18 protein-coding genes are annotated in these 16,101 nt (G+C 75.5%); 4 read left to right on the top strand and 14 right to left on the bottom strand.

The window, feature by feature from the left end:
- Positions 1–3 precede the first annotated feature (3 nt).
- The 11 genes from A3862_RS06360 to A3862_RS06410 are packed head-to-tail and all read right to left on the bottom strand — an operon-like array spanning position 4 to position 8,983.
- Positions 4–3,912: a baseplate multidomain protein megatron gene (locus A3862_RS06360; protein WP_111473449.1), complete on the bottom strand. Its 3,909-nt coding sequence runs from the start codon at positions 3,910–3,912 to the stop codon at positions 4–6.
- Positions 3,900–4,475, bottom strand: coding sequence for an NlpC/P60 family protein (locus A3862_RS06365; protein ID WP_111473450.1), 576 nt, complete (start codon positions 4,473–4,475; stop codon positions 3,900–3,902). The genes A3862_RS06360 and A3862_RS06365 overlap by 13 nt, the downstream gene beginning before the upstream one ends.
- A complete protein-coding gene (locus A3862_RS06370) occupies positions 4,472–5,347 on the bottom strand; it encodes a DUF2163 domain-containing protein (RefSeq protein WP_111473451.1) in 876 nt (291 codons plus the stop codon). The genes A3862_RS06365 and A3862_RS06370 overlap by 4 nt, the downstream gene beginning before the upstream one ends.
- A 14-nt stretch (positions 5,348–5,361) precedes the next feature.
- Positions 5,362–6,003 carry a DUF2460 domain-containing protein gene (locus A3862_RS06375; protein ID WP_043760121.1) on the bottom strand — a complete coding sequence of 214 codons (642 nt, stop codon included), beginning with the start codon at positions 6,001–6,003 and terminating at the stop codon, positions 5,362–5,364.
- Between the two features lie 43 nt (positions 6,004–6,046).
- Positions 6,047–6,619: a phage tail tape measure protein gene (locus A3862_RS06380; RefSeq protein ID WP_043760119.1), complete on the bottom strand. Its 573-nt coding sequence runs from the start codon at positions 6,617–6,619 to the stop codon at positions 6,047–6,049.
- A 9-nt stretch (positions 6,620–6,628) separates the two neighbouring features.
- Complete coding sequence (locus A3862_RS06385; protein WP_075382066.1) at positions 6,629–6,832, bottom strand: phage tail assembly chaperone; 204 nt, start codon at positions 6,830–6,832, stop codon at positions 6,629–6,631.
- Positions 6,833–6,846: 14 nt separating this feature from the next.
- Positions 6,847–7,179: a gene transfer agent family protein gene (locus tag A3862_RS06390; RefSeq protein ID WP_043387351.1), complete on the bottom strand. Its 333-nt coding sequence runs from the start codon at positions 7,177–7,179 to the stop codon at positions 6,847–6,849.
- Between the two features lie 5 nt (positions 7,180–7,184).
- Entirely contained in the window at positions 7,185–7,595 is a 411-nt protein-coding gene (locus tag A3862_RS06395) for a phage major tail protein, TP901-1 family (RefSeq protein ID WP_043349538.1), read from the bottom strand.
- An 11-nt stretch (positions 7,596–7,606) separates the two neighbouring features.
- Positions 7,607–8,035, bottom strand: a complete 429-nt coding sequence (gene gp17, locus A3862_RS06400) for a tail completion protein gp17 (protein ID WP_043387353.1) — start codon at positions 8,033–8,035, stop codon at positions 7,607–7,609.
- Complete coding sequence (locus A3862_RS06405; RefSeq protein WP_043349544.1) at positions 8,032–8,385, bottom strand: head-tail adaptor protein; 354 nt, start codon at positions 8,383–8,385, stop codon at positions 8,032–8,034. The genes gp17 and A3862_RS06405 overlap by 4 nt, the downstream gene beginning before the upstream one ends.
- 34 nt (positions 8,386–8,419) lie before the next feature.
- On the bottom strand, positions 8,420–8,983 hold the full coding sequence (locus tag A3862_RS06410; RefSeq protein WP_043760115.1) for a head-tail connector protein: 564 nt from the start codon (positions 8,981–8,983) through the stop codon (positions 8,420–8,422).
- Positions 8,984–9,008: 25 nt separating this feature from the next.
- Between A3862_RS06410 and A3862_RS06415 the strand changes: the two genes are divergently transcribed.
- The 3 genes from A3862_RS06415 (at position 9,009) to dps (ending at position 11,487) form a co-directional block, all read left to right on the top strand.
- The gene (locus tag A3862_RS06415) at positions 9,009–9,779 is read left to right on the top strand and encodes a S1 family peptidase (RefSeq protein WP_043760114.1); all 771 of its coding nucleotides are present in this window, start codon (positions 9,009–9,011) and stop codon (positions 9,777–9,779) included.
- A gap of 126 nt (positions 9,780–9,905) precedes the next feature.
- The gene (locus tag A3862_RS06420) at positions 9,906–10,829 is read left to right on the top strand and encodes a S1 family peptidase (protein ID WP_078947095.1); all 924 of its coding nucleotides are present in this window, start codon (positions 9,906–9,908) and stop codon (positions 10,827–10,829) included.
- 112 nt (positions 10,830–10,941) lie between these two features.
- Positions 10,942–11,487, top strand: coding sequence for a DNA starvation/stationary phase protection protein Dps (gene dps, locus A3862_RS06425; protein ID WP_043353382.1), 546 nt, complete (start codon positions 10,942–10,944; stop codon positions 11,485–11,487).
- Positions 11,488–11,743: 256 nt separating this feature from the next.
- Here dps and A3862_RS06430 read toward each other — a convergent pair whose 3' ends face one another.
- From A3862_RS06430 to A3862_RS06440, 3 genes are all read right to left on the bottom strand, one after another.
- Positions 11,744–13,036 (bottom strand): phage major capsid protein, encoded by a 1,293-nt coding sequence (locus tag A3862_RS06430; RefSeq protein ID WP_052083759.1) that lies wholly within the window; start codon positions 13,034–13,036, stop codon positions 11,744–11,746.
- A gap of 26 nt (positions 13,037–13,062) precedes the next feature.
- Complete coding sequence (locus A3862_RS06435; RefSeq protein ID WP_043760111.1) at positions 13,063–13,575, bottom strand: HK97 family phage prohead protease; 513 nt, start codon at positions 13,573–13,575, stop codon at positions 13,063–13,065.
- A gap of 93 nt (positions 13,576–13,668) precedes the next feature.
- The gene (locus tag A3862_RS06440; RefSeq protein WP_111473452.1) at positions 13,669–14,862 is read right to left on the bottom strand and encodes a phage portal protein; all 1,194 of its coding nucleotides are present in this window, start codon (positions 14,860–14,862) and stop codon (positions 13,669–13,671) included.
- Positions 14,863–14,892: 30 nt separating this feature from the next.
- On the opposite strand from A3862_RS06440, the gene A3862_RS06445 reads away from it, so the two are divergent.
- Positions 14,893–15,870: a hypothetical protein gene (locus A3862_RS06445; RefSeq protein ID WP_043760108.1), complete on the top strand. Its 978-nt coding sequence runs from the start codon at positions 14,893–14,895 to the stop codon at positions 15,868–15,870.
- Positions 15,871–16,101: the final 231 nt, after the last annotated feature.

Consider the following 16,101-nt stretch of genomic DNA (forward strand, 5'->3'; position numbering starts at 1 on the left):
CGGTCAGGCCGTGCGGACGGGGATGCGGGCACGACAGGCGGGGCCGGGGCCGGCGACCTGCCCGATCTGCGCCACGGCGACGTCGAGATGCGCCTGGGCCCCGCCGAAATCGGCCGCCTCGTCCGCGTAGATGCAGTGCTGGGCCTCGGCCCGGAGCGTGCGCAGGGCCGTGCCGGCGGCCGAGAACAGCGTCACCGCGTAGGCCTCCGGCTCGTCGAGCGGGATCTCGGCCGGCTCCCAGGCGTCGCCGTCGCGGCGGGCCCGGCGGATCCAGGAGAGCCGCACGCCATCCGCGCCGCGCCGCGCCCGCAGGTGGACCGGCCGCAGCGGCGTGAGCGCCGCGAGGCCGGCCGTGGCGGTAATCTCGGTGAAGGCCGGATCGGCCGGATCGCTGTCCGCAGGCCCGATCCGGTAGCGGAAGGCGCGGCCGACCTCGTCCAGCCGGTCGATCAGGGGCGTCACGGCGCCGTCGTCGAGGCGCACGATCAGGCTCCCCGCCGGGCTGACGCGCCCCGCCGCCGCCTCGCTTCCGGCGAGCCCGCGCAGGAAGCCGGACAGCCGGTAGGTGTCGGGCCCGGTCAGCAGCGCGTTCGCCGCGCAGAGCAGCTCCACGGCGCCATCCGCGCCGAGCAGGGCGAACAGGTTGCCCCCGGCGCGCATCGCGCCCTCCCCGATCGACGCGAGGGCCGCGCTGCGCCGCAGGGCGACGTCGAGATGCACACCCCGCTGGATCCGCCAGAGCGGGCCGGCCGGCAGCGCCGACAGGGTGCGCCCGAGGCAGGCCGGGTAGTCGACAACGCGGTGCAGGGCAAGCGGTCCGTCGCCCGCCGCGCGCCAGATCGCGACCGCGCCGGGCCAGGGTTCGGCCGCCACCGCGGCGTATTGCAGGACGGTCGGGCTGCCGCGGTCGACCGGCAGGTCGAGGGCCAGGGCGAGCGGCGGTCCCGGAAAGGCGGGCGGCGCCACCGCCGCCTGGGCCATCTGGCGAGGCAGCCCGCGCCCGGGTCTCGCCCGGGGCGGCACGCCGCTCGCCTCGATCCGGCGGCCCGTGGGCGCGTCGTCGATCCGGTCGATCCGGCGCAGGACCGTGCCGCCCGGCACCGCGCAGGGCACCGCCAGGAGGTCGCCGGGCTCCAGCTCGACCCGGCGCGGGCTCACGGTGAACACCGCGCTGTCGCGGCCCGCGATCAGCCGGTCGAGCAGCGCCTCCGCGAGCCCGTCGCCGGTCTCGCGGCGGGTGACGATCGCCGACTCGATCCGGGTCTCGCGCCGCCGCAGGCCGGCGGGCCGCACGGCCGCCGCCGTGGCGCGTCGGTAATCCGGGCTCTCGGATTCGGTGATCCCGAGCTCCACGGAGCGCGGCAGGGCGCTCTCCTCGGCCCGGACCTGGTGCAGGACCGGCCGGTCCTCCGACAGCCGGACGAGGTCGGGCTCGGCCAGGGCCACGGGCCGGTCGCGGCGGGGACCGCGCAGGCGCAGGGTCCCGGCCACCGCCGAGACGTCGAGGCCGTAGACCTGCGCCAGAGTCTCCAGAGCGCCGCGTGCCGTGAGCGGCCGGTCGATCACGTAGCCGTCGAGATAGGCGGCGGCCTCCACGGAGACCGGCGCGTCGAAGCCGAAATCCGCGAGGATCCTCAGGACCAGCAGGTCGAGGTCGCAGCCTTCGATCCGGCCGGTGATCCAGTGGCCCACCCGCCAGTTGGCGTTGTCGGCCCAGACGCCCCGCACCGTCGGGAAGGCCGGGAAGGGCCGCGCGTCCCAGGCCCAGACGAAGATCCCGTCGGGATCGACCATGCGGCCGCCATAGACCGGCGAGACCGGGTTGTCGGCCTCCCGGAAGCCCGGCACGGCCGGGTCGAACCGGGCGATCACGGCTTCCAGACCGCGGAGCTGGATCAGCTCGTCCCGCAGGGCCCGGGATTCCGGCGGGAAGGCGCTCTCGGAGGATTTCGGGTCCGGGAAGACGTTGGGGCCGTTGGTGCCCTTGTCCACCGCCGGCACGCCGATCTCGGTGAGCCAGATCGGCTTGCCGGCCGGCACCCAGGCGGTGCTGCGGGTCTCGACGCCGCCGTCGCGCTCCATGTGCGGGCTCGACCACCACGCGACGAGATCCTTGGCCCGGTAGAGCCACGGCTTGCCGGCGGCGCCGTCGGTGATCGGCCGGCGGGCCTGGGCGGCGCGGTCCTTCGCGTCGGCGTAGTACCAGTCGAAGGCCTCGCCGGACGCGCCCCGGGCCTTCAGATAGGCCCGGTCGGCGATGTCGCCGGTCACCGCGAGGTCGGCATGGTCCGGGTCGTCGCGCCAGTCGGAGACGGGCGGGTACCAGTCGATCCCGACGGCGCCGATGTTCGGATCGGCGAACAGCGCGTCCAGGGGGAAGCGCACCGTGGCGCCGCCGTCGCGGACATGGGCGCCGTACTCGGTCCAGTCGGCGCCGTAGACCAGGGTGACCGCCGGGCCGAGGCGTTCGCGGAGCGCGGCGGCGAGGTCGCGCAGGGCGTCCACGGCCGGGTAGCCGGCGGCGCCGCGCACCCGGGTGAGGCCGACGAGCTCGCTGCCGATCACGAAGGCCGCGAGCGGCACCCCGGAGGCCGCCCAGCCGGCCGCGAGGCCGGCGTAGTGGAGCAGAGCGGCGCGGTACCCGCCCGCGAAGAAGGCCGCGACCTGCGCGTCGGCCGCGGCGGTCCCGTCCGGGCTTCTTGGGCAGCCCGGGGCCGGATCGCAGGTGATGCGGCCGCGCCAGGGATAGGCGGGCTGCGCGGCGCCGGGGACGTGCGGGTCGGGCAGCGCGTTGCCGGCCGGCACGTCCATCATGACGAACGGATAGAGCGACACCGCGAGCCCCCGGCGCGCCAGCTCGGCCACCAGCCGGGTCAGGCCCGCATCCGCGGGGCTGCCGCCATAGGCCGGGCTGCCGTCCGGCAGGGTCGAGACCACCTCGGCCCGGTCGCGGGCGATCCCGGCAACGCGCCAATCCTCCGGCAGGGCGCGCTTGTGGGCGGCCTCGACCTTCGGCACGACCCGGCAGGATCCCGCCCGCAGGTCGGTGCCGAACCACGTCGCCACCACGGCGACCCGGCGCAGGTTCGGGCAGAGCGCCTGGAGGGCGTCGAGGGAGGCGACGACGTCGGTGCCGCGCTGGAGCTGGTGCCGGTTGGCGGCCTCGGTCCGGCCGAGCCCGAGATCGACGGTGACCCGGTCCGGATCGAGGCCGAACTCGCTGGCGCCGGGGATCAGGTCGACGGCCCGCACCCGGCCGAACAGGCCGTTGACCGGGCGGATCACCTCGAAGGCGAATTGCGGGACGCGGTTGCCGAAGGCGGCGAGCGGCAGGTTCTCGAACACCACATAGGCGAGGCCGCGATAGGCCGGCGCGTTCTCAGCCCCCTCCTTGGCGACGATGAGCGGGTCGGGCTCCTGGCCGGGGCCGCCGGTATGGACCCGAAGGTTCAGGCCGACCTGGTCGATCTCCTTGCCGTCCGCCCAGATCCGGCGGACGAAGGCGATCTCGCCCTCGCACAGACCGACCGCGAGGTTGGCAAAGTAGGTGTAGCGGGTCGTGACGGTCCTTTGGCCGCCCGTCAGGCCGCCCATGGCCTTGGCGGGCGCGGCGGCGCGCTGCACCGCGGTGTCGGCGACCTCCAGCGGACGGGTCGCCCAGATCAGGGTGCCGCCGATCCGCGCCCGGCCGTAGACCCGCGGGATCGGATCGCCCTCGGTGGAGGTGAGCCCGGCCACGTCGGCGAGCCGCGGCCCTTCGACGAAGCGCGTAGATTGCCCGGACCCCGACAGGGCGCCGCCCAGCGCCGCGCCCGCGACCGAGCCGAGCGCCCGGCCGACCATGCCGCCGATCGGACCGCCGAGGGCGGTGCCCACGGCCGCGCCGGCCGAGGACAGGATCAGCGTCGCCATGGCGGGGCTCCGAGATCGACCTGTTCGCCATCGACTCGGCGGTCTCGATGCGCACCGCGGCCGGGCCGCAGGTCGGACTCGGCGACGCCGCGGCGGCCCGACGGGACGTCCGGAAACCGGAACACCCCCGTCACGTGCCGACGCCACCAGCCGGTGAGCGCCACCTCGGCGACCACCGCGCCGTCGTGGGCATGGATCATGGCGCCGTCGCCGGTGGCGATGGCGCAGTGGCGCGCCGGCAGGTGGCGGCGGAAGGCGAAGAGCAGGACGTCGCCCGCCCGCGGCGCCAGATCCGCCAGGGGTCCCGGCACCGGCACGAGGTGGCGGGCGGCCGCTTCGGTGAGGGGGTCGGTCCCGGGCGCGGCCGATTCCGCCCAGGTTCCCGAATAGGGGGGCGGCCCCTCCGGCTCGTCCCCGTAGAGCCCGCGCCAGACCCCGCGCAGCAAGCCCAGGCAGTCGCACCCTACGCCCCGGAGCGAGGCCTGATGCCGGTAGGGCGTGCCCAGCCACAGGCGCGCCTCGCCGAGCGCCGCAACACCGATATCCCGCCGCATCGCGCTCATCGGAACAGGCTCCCGCCATCGAGGACGTGGTCGGAGCCCGGCACCGCGCGCATCACCGCGTCGTTGCCGGGCATGTGCGGGAAGCCCTGGAAATTGACCGCATTGGCGAAGCGGTCGCGGCACGTGGCGAGGCGCTTGTCGCACCCGGCCGTGAGGCTGAAGCCGTCGCCGACGGCGATCGGCCGGGGCGGCACGGTCCAGAGCTCGATCAGGGACCCGAGCTGGAGGCGCAGATCCGCCGCGAGCCCGGCATTGGCCCCCGCGGTCCAGGTGAGCCGCCCGCCGGTGAACAGGCCATCCGCGAAGGCGCCGACGAGCGTCGCCGCGAGCGTGGCCGGCTCCGGCACGCCGGTCACCCGGCCGGTGGTCGTCCACGCGGCGCGGTCCACCCGGCAGCGCGCATCACCGAGATCGGCACCGCAGGTCGCCCGATAGGTGCGGCCCCGCTCGGCACCGAGCCGGTGGGCGAGGCCGCGCAGCTCCGCCACGAAGGCGTCCCCATCCCGGCGCACCTCGCCGATGGTGGCGACGTCGATGAGAAGCCGCGTCTCGGGGTTGGTCCAGTCCACCAGCCAGGTCTCCACCGCGGCGCCGTCGTAGAGGCCGCCGGCGATGTCCGCCTCGGTGAGGCCGAGGCTGCTGAGCGCCCCGGCCACGTCGCCGCCCGAGACCGCGAAGCCGAGTTCGGCGCTGGCCTCGGCCGCCTCCAGCCCGGTGCGGGCGGCGTGGACGAGGCCCGCGACGGTCAGGTCGCGGTCGTGGTCGGTGAAGCCGAGGGCGAGCCCGTCGCGCCGCCGGAGGGACCAGCAGCGGCACAGGGTGGTCACGCCGCCCGCGAGATGGGCCGCGAAGGCCTCCGGGATGTCGCGCATGGCCTCACGCCTCCTCAGGGCACGATCTCGACGAGCGGCACCTTCGGGATCTCCCCGGCCGTGAAGGCGGCGAGGTCGATGGTCAGCGCGTCGGTGTCGAAGCGGACCGGAACGTCGAAGGCGAAGCCCGCCGTCACCGCGGCGCCCGGGGGCGGGACTTGGCCGGAGGCGAAGGTGACGAGACCGGTGGTCGGATCGCAGGCGAAGGCGCCGGGTTCGATCTCCCGGCCCGAGACCGCCACCCGGACGCTGCCCGCCACCGGCTTGGCGATCCGGCGGCGATAGGGCGCGAGACCGGCGCCGTAGGTCTTCACCAGGGGGAAGGCGGTCGCGGTGCCGTCACCCGTGCCGAGAGGCTGGTCGAGGGGCCCGATCGGCCGGCCGGGCGGCCCGGAGCGGCCGTCGACCCGGTCGCGGAACCGGAAGCCGTAGAGCCGCCCGCGCCGCTCCTCGAAGAAGGCGAGCACGGTATGCAGCGCGTCGAGGCCGCGCATGCCGAACCCGGCATCGTAGCGGCGGCGGGAATCGGCCCAGCGGCCGTTCCGGTGCTCCCGGCCCGAGGCCAGGGTCACGATCTCGGTGAGCCGCTGCGGGCCGCCGCTCGCGCGCAGGGACACGTCGAGGGGGAACAGCACCTCGTGGAAGTCGTCGGCCATGGCGAACTCGGCGGTTGGAGCGGGGCGTCGGCGGCGGGATCCCTCACGTCGCCCGCTGGCCGCGCGCCACCGCCCGGGCGAGGCTCGCGGTCACCTGGGCCTCGGAGCGGCGGAAAGCTCCCGGGTCGGGAGTCGCGATGTTGACGGTCACGGAGACCGGCCGGGCCTGAGCGCCGCCCGCGGCGACGCCGAGCCGCCCGTCCGGACCGCGGCCCAGGGGCAGGATCGCCTCGGGGCCGGCCTCGCCCATGAGGCCGGCGCCCCCCGCCATTGGGAAGTAGGTCGGTGCGGCCACGACACCGCCGGCGGCGAAGGGCTGGACGCGGCCGCCCCGGAACACGCCGCCCCGGGCGAAGCCGGTCTCCGAGCCCGAGCCCAGCATCGCGCCGATGAGGCCCGTGACGCCCGATTGGATCGGCCCGGCCGCCGCCCGCGCCGCCACGCCGGCGAGGCGCGCCCCGATCGTGCCCAGCACCCCGTCGAGGCTGCGACCGGAGGCGGCCCCGCGGGTCAGGGCCGTGTCGAGGCTGCGGCCGAAAGTCTGCGCCAAGCGGTCGAGGGTCTCGAGCTGCCTGATCCGGTCGTCGGCCTGGGTGTCGGTCTCGCTCTCGGCCATCGGGGCGCCTCATGTCGGATCGGGATAGGCGGCGAGCAGCCGCGCGAAGGCGGCGCGGGTCAGCGGCTCCGGCCCGCCGCGCCGGCCGAGCGCGGCGGCGAATTCGCGCGGGGTCGCCGACCAGAAATCGCGGGGTCGCCAGCCCAGAGCGCCGAGGCCGAGGGCCAGGGCGTCGTCCCAGGGGAAGCGGCCCGGAGCCGGACGCGGCGGCAGATCCGCATCCGGCTCTAGGGAGGGTTTGCCGGGCCCGGCGCCTCCCCGAAGGCGGCCGCCAGGACGTCCCCCAGGGCGGCCGAGACGGCATCGAGCCCCCCCGCCAGGGGCAGCCGCGCCACCGCCGCGTCGTCGAGATCGTGGCCGCCGCCCCGCAGGGCGACGCCCAGAAGGGCGATCAGGTCGCGGGCCGAGACGCGCCCGCCCGCGAAGCGCGCGGCGAGGCCCGCAAGATCGCCGGCCTGGAGCGCGGTCTCCAGCTCGGCCAGCGCCCCGAGGGTGAGGCAGAGGGTGTAGCGCTGCCCGCCGAGGTCGAGCGGCACCTCGCCGCGGATCCGGTTGGCCATGGGATTCAGGCCGCCGCGAAGGCGAGTGCGCCGCCGGATTCGAGGCTCATGTCGAAGGTCACCTCGCCGGCATGGTCGCCCCGGTATTCGAGGCTCGCGATCTGGAACGGTCCCTCCAGGGTCCCGAAGGCCGGGATCACGATCTGGAACACCTCGACCGCGCCCTCGAAGAACAGCAGCCGCAGGCGCGCATCCGACGCCTGGTCGCGGAACACGCCGGAGCCGGCGATCGCGGCCCGGCGCACCCCCGCGCCGGCCAGCAATTCGCGCCAGCGCCCGGCGGAATCGGCGTTGGTGACGTCGACGGTCTCGGCGTTGAGGGTGATCTGGCGGCTGCGCAGGCCCGCCACCGCCGTGAAGCCGCCCGCGCCGTCGCCGGCCCGGATCAGCAGGTCCTTGCCCTTCTGCGCGCCCATCGGCCTTCTCCTCACAGGGTCTCGGTGACGGCCTCGACCGTCAGGCTCGCGCGGGCCTCGCCGGTCCGGGCGTCGCGGTGGGCGCGGACGGCCCGCACCCGCAGGGTGACGAGCCGGCAGCCCGCAAGGGGGAGGACGGGCGGCGTCGCGGCGTCCTGCAGCAGGGCCGCCATCCGCGCCGCGGCGTCGAGGGCGGTGCGCACCGAGCCGGCCTGAGCGATCACCACGATCGCGTGGCTGTGCCGGTGGCGCTCGGCGCCGTCGACGGAATCGTCCGTGATCTCGGCGTCGCCGAACAGGGCATAGACCGGGAGCGTGCCCCGCGGCGGCTCGTCGTAGAGCCGGACCCGGCCGCCCAGCAGGGCCGCCAGGGCGGCATCGGCGGCGAAGCGGCCGATCAGGCCGGCGCGGAGCGCCAGGAGCGGGCCCGGATCGCTCACGACCGGCCCTCCCGGGGCAGTTCCTCGACGTGGCAGATCAGGTCGCGGCCCCGCGCATCCGGCTCGGTGACGGCGCGGATCGCGAAGCGGCGGGGCCCGGCGGCGAGCCGCATGGTCGGGTCGAGCTCGGCCCGGCTCCGCAGGGTGACGCGGTAGGCGGGCAGCGTGTCGGTGCGGCCGCCCGCCGGGCGATCGGCCATCCCCGCCGGGGCTAGGGCCCCCCACAGGACCGGGCCGGCCACGTAGCGGCGCAGCACGCCCCCGAAGCCGTCCGGCTCTTCCAGGGGCCGTTCGAGCACGAAGCGGCGGCGCCGCGCGCCGAGGGGCGGGTGTTGGGACGAGGACGCCATCGGGGAAACTCCGGGAGCGAGCGTCACAGCCGTGTCAGAGCCGCATCCGCCGGAACGGCGCGGCGAGTTCGGCCGCGTCGGTACGGGCGGCATCGGGCTCGTCGCCGCGATGCTCGTAGCGGGCGGCGGCGAGACGCAGGATCGCGAGGCGCAGAGGCTCGGGGAGCGGCGGCCCGTCGCCGCCGTATCCCGCCGCGACCTCGATCAGGATCGTGCGGCCGGCGGGATCCGGCACGGCGGGATCGATGCGCAGGGACGGCGCCTCGCCCGGATCGGGGCCGAGGCGCACGAGCCCCGCGGCGAGGTCGGTGACGCCCCCCGAAGCCTCCGCGAAGCCGGCGCGGAGGAGCGCGACCAGGGGGCTCAGGGGCAGCGGCACCTGCCCGTCCGGCGGCCATGCGGACAGGGCGATCCGGTAGCGGCCGGGGATCAGGATCCGGCGGGTCTCGATCTCCAGGCTCGCGCGCGCCGCACCGATCAGGGCCTGGAGCAGCCCGTCCTCGTCGGCGCCCGCATCGGACTCGAACCGCAGGTAGGCGCGCAGGTCGGGCACGCCCACCGGCTCGACGGCGGCGGCCTCGATGCGTAACGGGATCATCGCGCGTCTCTCTGCAGGTGGTCCGATGCCGATCTCGAAGCGCCGCCCGGTGCGCCACCCGGCGGGGGGGAGCCTTGCGGCGGCCTTCGCGGCGGCCCTGGCGCCGATCCTGGCGTTCGCCGCCCTCCCGGCGCAGGCGGTGGTCGGCGGCACCGAGGCCCCGGCCGGCGGGGCCGTGATGGTCCTGTCGTCGAAGGGCGGCGTCTGCACCGGCGTGGTGCTCGCCCCCGACACGGTGCTGACCGCCGGCCACTGCCTCGCCGACGCAAGGGAGCACCGCGTCCATTTCCGCGACGCCGCCGGCGAACCGGTCCTCGTCGACGTCGCCGCGCAGGCGCTGCATCCGGGCTACGCGCCCGGTGCGGCCGCGGCCCGGCGGCGCTCCATCGACCTCGCGCTGCTGCGCACCGCGACGCCGCTGCCGACCCGCTTCGCGCCCGTGACCCTGAGCGCCGCCCCGGCCCGGGCGGGCGAGATCCTGACCCTGTCGGGCTACGGCGCGGCCAAGCCCGGCGATCCGCGCTCCACCGGCACCTATCGCAGCGTCGGGCTGCCGGTGATCGAGCCCTACGGGCCGAGCCGGGTCCTGGTCTGGCTGAAGGGCACGGGCGGCGGCGCCTGCCAGGGGGATTCCGGCGGCCCGATCGCGGGACCGGACGGGGCCGTCCTGGCGCTGTCGGCCTGGATCGGCGGCGCCTGCGGCGGCCTGACCCAGGGCATCCTGACGGGGCCGCAGCGCGGCTGGATCGATCGCGTGCTCGGTGGCTGGAACCGGACCGCGCGCTGGACGGAGTAACGTCACGGCGACGTGTGCGCAGGGAACCTCAGCTTGGCCGGGCACTTGCCTTGCTCTAGGCTCACCGCGCGCCGCCTCCCGCATCCGGCGCCCCCACCCGCGCAGAGCGCGCGCCCGGAGATCCCGATGTCCCCTCGCCCGATCCGGACGGCCGGCCCCCGCGAGCGCAGCCTGCGCGGCGGCCTGAGGGGCGGCTTGTGGGGCGGCCTGCTCGGCGTGTCGTTGCTCGGCGCCCTGACGGGCCTGCTCCCCACGCCCGCCGCCGCGGTGATCAACGGCGCGACGACGCGGGATCCGAACGGCGCGCGCAGCTTCGTGGTGCGCATCGAGAGCACCGAGGGCGAGATCTGCTCGGGGACGCTGATCGCCCCGGACCTCGTGCTCAGCGCCGCCCACTGCGTCATGCGCCCCGCCGGATACACGGTGATCAGCGTCGACCGGAGCTTCCGGCAGCACCGGACCCCGGTGATCGCCGCCTCCATGCACCCGGACTTCGTGCCCGGCACGACCCCCGAGGATCAGCCCGGCGTCGATCTGGCGCTGCTCAAGCTCGAGCAGCCGCTCGGCAACGACTACGTGCCCCTCGATCCCCGGGGCGCCGGCTCGATCAGCAACGGCGAGCCGGTGGACATCGCGGGCTTCGGCGTGGTGGCGGAGAACCGGCGGAACTCGGCGCGGGTCCTGCGTCTCGCCCATCTCGTGTCGATCGGCTCCCTGCAGGTCGCCAACCGGGTGACCGTCGTGACCGACCGGCGGCGCATGGCCGAGACCTCGGGCGCCGGTGCCTGCCTGGGCGATTCCGGTGGCCCGATCCTGACCGGAGGCCCCGGCGGCTACCGGATCGTCGGCGTGGTGAGCTGGTCGAGCGGGGCCCTGCAGCAGGGCACGCGCCGCACCGCCTGCGGCGGCTTCACCGCCGTGACGCCGGTGGCCGAGCATGCCGGCTGGATCGCCTCGCGCTCGGCGGAACTGCAGCGGATCCAGGTCGGCGAGGCGGCCTCCCGCGGCAACCGGTCGGACTGGATGGCGCGCCCCGGCCGCAACCGCTAGGCGCGCCCTGCGGCGAAACAGTCCCGCCGCCGCGGATCCGTCGCGGCTGCGGGAACCTGAGGCCGCACCGGCACTTTCGCATCCGAACCTTTTCGACTGACGGAGCGAAAGCATGGCCGAGAGCGGCACCAGCACCACACCCCGGACCCACAAGACCCGCAACGACACCGACTCGAACGCCAAGAAGGTCTCGATCGACGCCCTGAACGCACGGCTCGCGGACGGCATCGACCTCGCCCTGGCGATCAAGCAGGCGCACTGGAACCTGAAGGGCCCGCAGTTCATCGGCATCCACGAGATGCTCGACGGTTTCCGCACCGAGCTGGACGACCTCAACGACAAGGTCGCCGAGCGCGCGGTGCAGCTCGGCGCCACGGCCTTCGGATCGGCCCAGGTGGTCGCCGAACGCACGAAGCTGCCGCCCTACCCGACCGGCATCTACGCCATCGCCGACCACGTCGCGGCGCTGATCGACAGCTATGCCGGCTACGCCAACGCCGTGCGCGAGAACATCGACGAGACCGACGAAGCGGGCGATCCCGGCACGGCCGACCTGTTCACCGAGATCTCCCGGGCGGTCGACAAGCACCTCTGGTTCCTGGAGGCCCACGTCCAGGAGCCGACCGGCGCCCTGCGCGACGGCAATCCGGGCCGCTGAAGGCGCGCGGTCCTTCTGAAGGCGCTGGCCCGAGGGATCACAACGTCCCCGTCCGAGACCGGCGCCGTCCCGGACGCGTGCAATCCCCCCTCCCCCTGTGGGGAGGGGCCAGGGGTGAGGGCGGCTTTGGACCGAGCGGCCCGGTTACGTCCGAACGCCCCCCGTCCCGGTTCTCCCTGACGGAGGAGGAGCGCGCATCGCGGATGAACCGGCGCGGCGATCCGAAAGCGCCGAGGGGGAGCGACGCGGCATCCCCTCAGGAGAATTTCAGCAGCTTGATCGCGTCGAAATCCTGCACCCCACCGCCGACGCGCTTGGTGGTGTAGAACAGCACGTAGGGCTTGGCCGAGTACGGGTCGCGCAGCACCCGCATCCCGGTGCGGTCGACCACGAGGTAGCCCCGGCGGAAATCGCCGAAGGCCACCGACAGGCTGTCCTTGGCGAGATCCGGCATCGCCTCGGCCTCTGTGACCGGGAAGCCGATCAGCGTGGCGGACCGGCCGGCGGCGAGCGGCGGCTGCCAGAGGTAGTTGCCCTCCGCATCCTTGAACTTGCGGATCGCACTCTGGGTGCGCCGGTTCATGACGAAGCCGGCATTCTGCCGGTAGGCCGCCCGCAGCCCGTAGACCAGATCGAACAGCACGTCCGCCGGGCTGGCGGACGGGAAGGCCCCGGCCGCCCCCGTGGCGATCGTGCCGAGCTTGCCCGGCACCCAGGCGGCATTGGCGACCGTGTCGTAGCTGAGGAAGCCCCGTGGGCGGCTCGCGCCGTTGCCGGACACGAAGGCGACGCCCTCCTGCTCGGCGAAGGCGGTCTCCACCTCGGCCGAGAGCCACGCGTCGAGATCCACCACGGCATCGTCGAGAAGCGTCTGGGTGGCGGCGGGCATCGCGTAGAGTTCCATGGCGGGGAACGCGATCTCCGACAGGGCCGGCGCGGCGGTCTCCGGTCGTGGCGCGGTCTCGGCGGCCCAGCCGGTCACCGGCGCGCCCACCGAGACCGCCCGCTTGTACTGGGATCCCGAGATCTGCTGCACGCTGGCGATCGACCGGATCGGCGAGACCTGGCCGAGGCGCGTCAGCACGGTGCGCTCGATCGTGTCGGGGACGAGGTAGCCGCCGTCCGGCCCGGAGCCGGCCGACAGGGCCTTGGCCTCCAGGCGCTTCAGGCCGCCGCTCTCGCCGGCCCGGACGTAGAGATCGAAGGCGGCCTTGTGCTCGTGCGCGGCCCCCGCCTCGCGGATGTCCGACTGCCCGAGGTGCGGCCGGGCCCGCTCCAGGGCGATCCGGTCGAGGCGGGTGCGGGCGGCGTCGAGGGCCGCGTCGATCCGGGCGAGCTTCTCCTCCGTGAGCACGTCTGCGCCGAGGCGGCCCTCGATCTGGTCGATCCGGGCGTCGTTCGTCTCCTTGAAGGCCGCGAAGGCGGCGGCGAGCTCGTCGAGGGCCGAGCGGACCGGGCCGCCCTCGGGTTGCGCGGCCTTGTTCTCCAGGAGTGGCAGGCCGCTCTTCGTCGCGAAGGCGGGATCGGTGTTCAGGGTCTGGGCGTCCATCGTGAGCCTCGTCGGCGGGGTGAAAGTCAGGACCGCGCGGCCAGCCGAGGCCGGGCGGCGGGTCTGGCGGTGCGGAGCGGGGCGATCAGGCCGGCGAGGCCGCGGATCGCGTCGGCCTCCGGATCCGGCCCGGGGCTCGGGCTCGCCCTCGCCCCCGGCTGCAGCGGGAAGGTCACGAGCGAGATCTCCCAGAGATCGACCTGCTGCAGCCGGCGCTCGCCGCCGGCGCCCTTCCGGGCGCGCAGCGTGCGGAAGCCGATCGACAGCCCGTCGAGGCCGCCGCCGCGCATCAGGGCGTCGACCTCCCGGGCGCGCTGCACCGCGAGGTTGAGCTGGCCTTCCGCGAACAGGCCGCGGCCATCCTCGCGCAGGGCGAGCCACCGGCCGATCGGCTCGGCGGGATCGTGCTGGAACAGGAGCCGCACCCCCGCGGCCCCACGCCGGGCGAGGCTCGCCGCGAAGGCGCCGGGCACCACCACGTCGCGGCCGAGATCGGGCACGCCGAAGAGGCTGGCATAGCCGGAGAAATGCCCGTCCATGGGGGGATCCTCGCGTGAAGCGGGTCGTGAGGGGACGTTCGGAGCTGCCACGGGCCCTCCCTCCCCCGCGCCGGGAGGAAGGAGACCTGCGCCTCACCGGGAACCCGGCTCCTGCGGCATCGCGGGCGGGTAGCCCACCGCCTCGCGCTTCTCCGCCACCGACAGGAAATCGGCGGCCTCGACCCGGCGCCACAGGGATTCCCGCTCCACCGCCAGCGCCTCGATCCGATCGAGGTCCGGCTCCAGGTCGACGGGGCCGAAGGCGGGCTCCAGCCAGCCGGCCAGCGCCTGCGCGGTGCGGGTGGCGAGGGGGATCAGGGTCTGGCGGTAGAGGGCGCGGTTGGCCTCGGCGTAGTTGGCGTGGGTGTTGTCGCCGGGCAGCCCCAGCAGCAGCGGCGGCACGCCGAAGGCCAGGGCAATCTCCCGGGCCGCCGCGTTCTTGGCCGCGACGAAATCCATGTCCCGCGGCGACAGCGCCAGGGGCTTCCAGTCCAGGCCGCCCTCCAGCAGCAGGGGACGGCCGGCATTGGCGGCCCCCTGGTAATTCGCCTCCAGCTCCGCCTTCAGCCGGTCGAATTGCGGTTCGGACAGCGACGCCCCGGCGAAGACCAGGGCCCCGGACGGCCGGGCGGCATTGTCGAGGAGCGCCTTGTTCCAGGCGCTCGCGGCGTTGTGGATGTCGAGGGCCGCGGCGGCGGCCGCGATCGGGGCGAGGCCGCCGGTCTCGTCGTCCGGGTGGAACAGCGCCAGCGCCAGGATCGGCGCCACGGCGGTCCCGGGCTCGGGCAGATCGAACCGGCGGCTGCGTCCGCCCGCCGTATAGAGATAGGCCGTCGGCCAGCCGTCCGGGCCCGGCAGCATCCGCATGCGCCCGGGCCGGAGAGCCTGGAGCGCCGCGATCCGCCCGTCGAGGCTCACCGCCTCGAGATAGGCCGTGCCGCCGAGCAGGAGATCGGCATAGACGGTTTCAAGCAGGTGCGTGCCGCTCTCCCGGGGGTTCGGCCGCGCCAGCAGCGCCAGGAGGTCGCCCGCCCGCTCGGCCCCGGGGCCGGTGGCGATCAGCGGCAGGCTCGCGGCGCTCTCGGCGACGAGCCGCACCGCCCGGTGGACCACCGGGTTGGCTTGGTAGCCGGCCCGGGCGAGGGCCGCCGGATCGCGGGGCGTCCAGCTGGCCCGGCCCTCGGCATAGAGGGCGAAGGCCGGGGCCGCGGCGGCCTTGGTGGCGAGCACCGGGCCGCCGCTGGCGCGGCGCGCCACCCGCGCCAGCCGTTCGAGGAGGGTCGACATGCCGGTCCGTTCCTGAGCTATGGTCACGCGATGCAGCCCCGGTTCCCCACACGGCCCCAGGCGCGGTTCCGGGCGCGCTTCCGCGCCGCCCGTTTCGGCGGCCTCGTCGCGGCGCTCCTCGCCGCGCCCGCCCGGGCCGGGGATGCGCCCGGGCCCGCGCCCCTCTGGCCGGAACCCGATGGAACCCTGATCCTGGCGCGCCCCTTCGGCCGGTCCGAGATCAGCCTGCGCCTGTCCCGGCGGGTCGCCGGAGCGGTGGACACCCTGACCTGGGACGGCGTCACGTTCCTGGCCGATACCGAACCGGGCGATGCCCTGCAGGCGCGGGCGGAGGTCGGGTCCGGACGCGGCTGCCGCCGGGCGAGCGAGGCGGGCACCCCGCAGGACCCCACCGGCGAACCCGCCGCGCGCCGTCTCCGCGCCCTGCGCGCCGGACGGAGCTGGGCCGAGACCGAGACCCGCATGGCCTGGGACGGGCCGTCCGATCCCGCCGACGAGCCCCCGTCAGACTGCCCGACGGGCGCCGCGGCCGCGGCATTGCCCGCGCCGATCCTGCACAAGCGGATTGCCCTCGGCCTGCCCGGCCTCGGCAACGCCGTGGAGGTGCAGGCCCGCTTCGACCTGGCCGAGGCCGCGGCGGCGCTCCGGCTCGAACCCCTCGCCGCCGCCGTGCCGGCGGAATTCTCGTCGGCCTGGCGCTTCGACCCGGCCAGCGGCGGGATCGCGCCCCTCGATCCCGAACCGGGGGAGCGGCCGGACCCCGTGATCCTGGCGACGCCGGAGGGCTCGCACGCCCTGGCGGTCTGGGCGCCGGGCCCGCCGGAGCAGGAGCCCGACGCGCCGCGCCCCGGCTTCGCGGTCGCCGCCGAGGCCGGAGCGAACCGCCTGAGCTGCCGGTTCCGGGTGACGCACGCCGCCGCCGGCGCGCATGCTTTCGCCTGCTATGCCCTGGTCGGCTCCCTGGCCGACGTCCGGGCCGCCCTGCGGACCCTGACCGCGCCTCCATGACGGCGCCCCCCGTGCTGGACCGTCCGGATTGCAGGACCCGCCGAGGGCCCGGGGTCCTGTATGCCGGGCGCGCCTGCGGCGCCCCCAGCTGACGGCAAGGATCGTGCCCCTAGGATGCGCGGCCCGATCCACCCGCCGCCGTCGCACAAGCGGAAAGAATTGTGGTGGGGATTCCCAGCACGGGACGGCACGCCGTGGCAGGACAGCTACAGCTCTGGCGCACGACATTGT

The sequence above is a fragment of the Methylobacterium sp. XJLW genome (genome assembly GCF_003254375.1).
Lineage (GTDB): Bacteria > Pseudomonadota > Alphaproteobacteria > Rhizobiales > Beijerinckiaceae > Methylobacterium > Methylobacterium fujisawaense.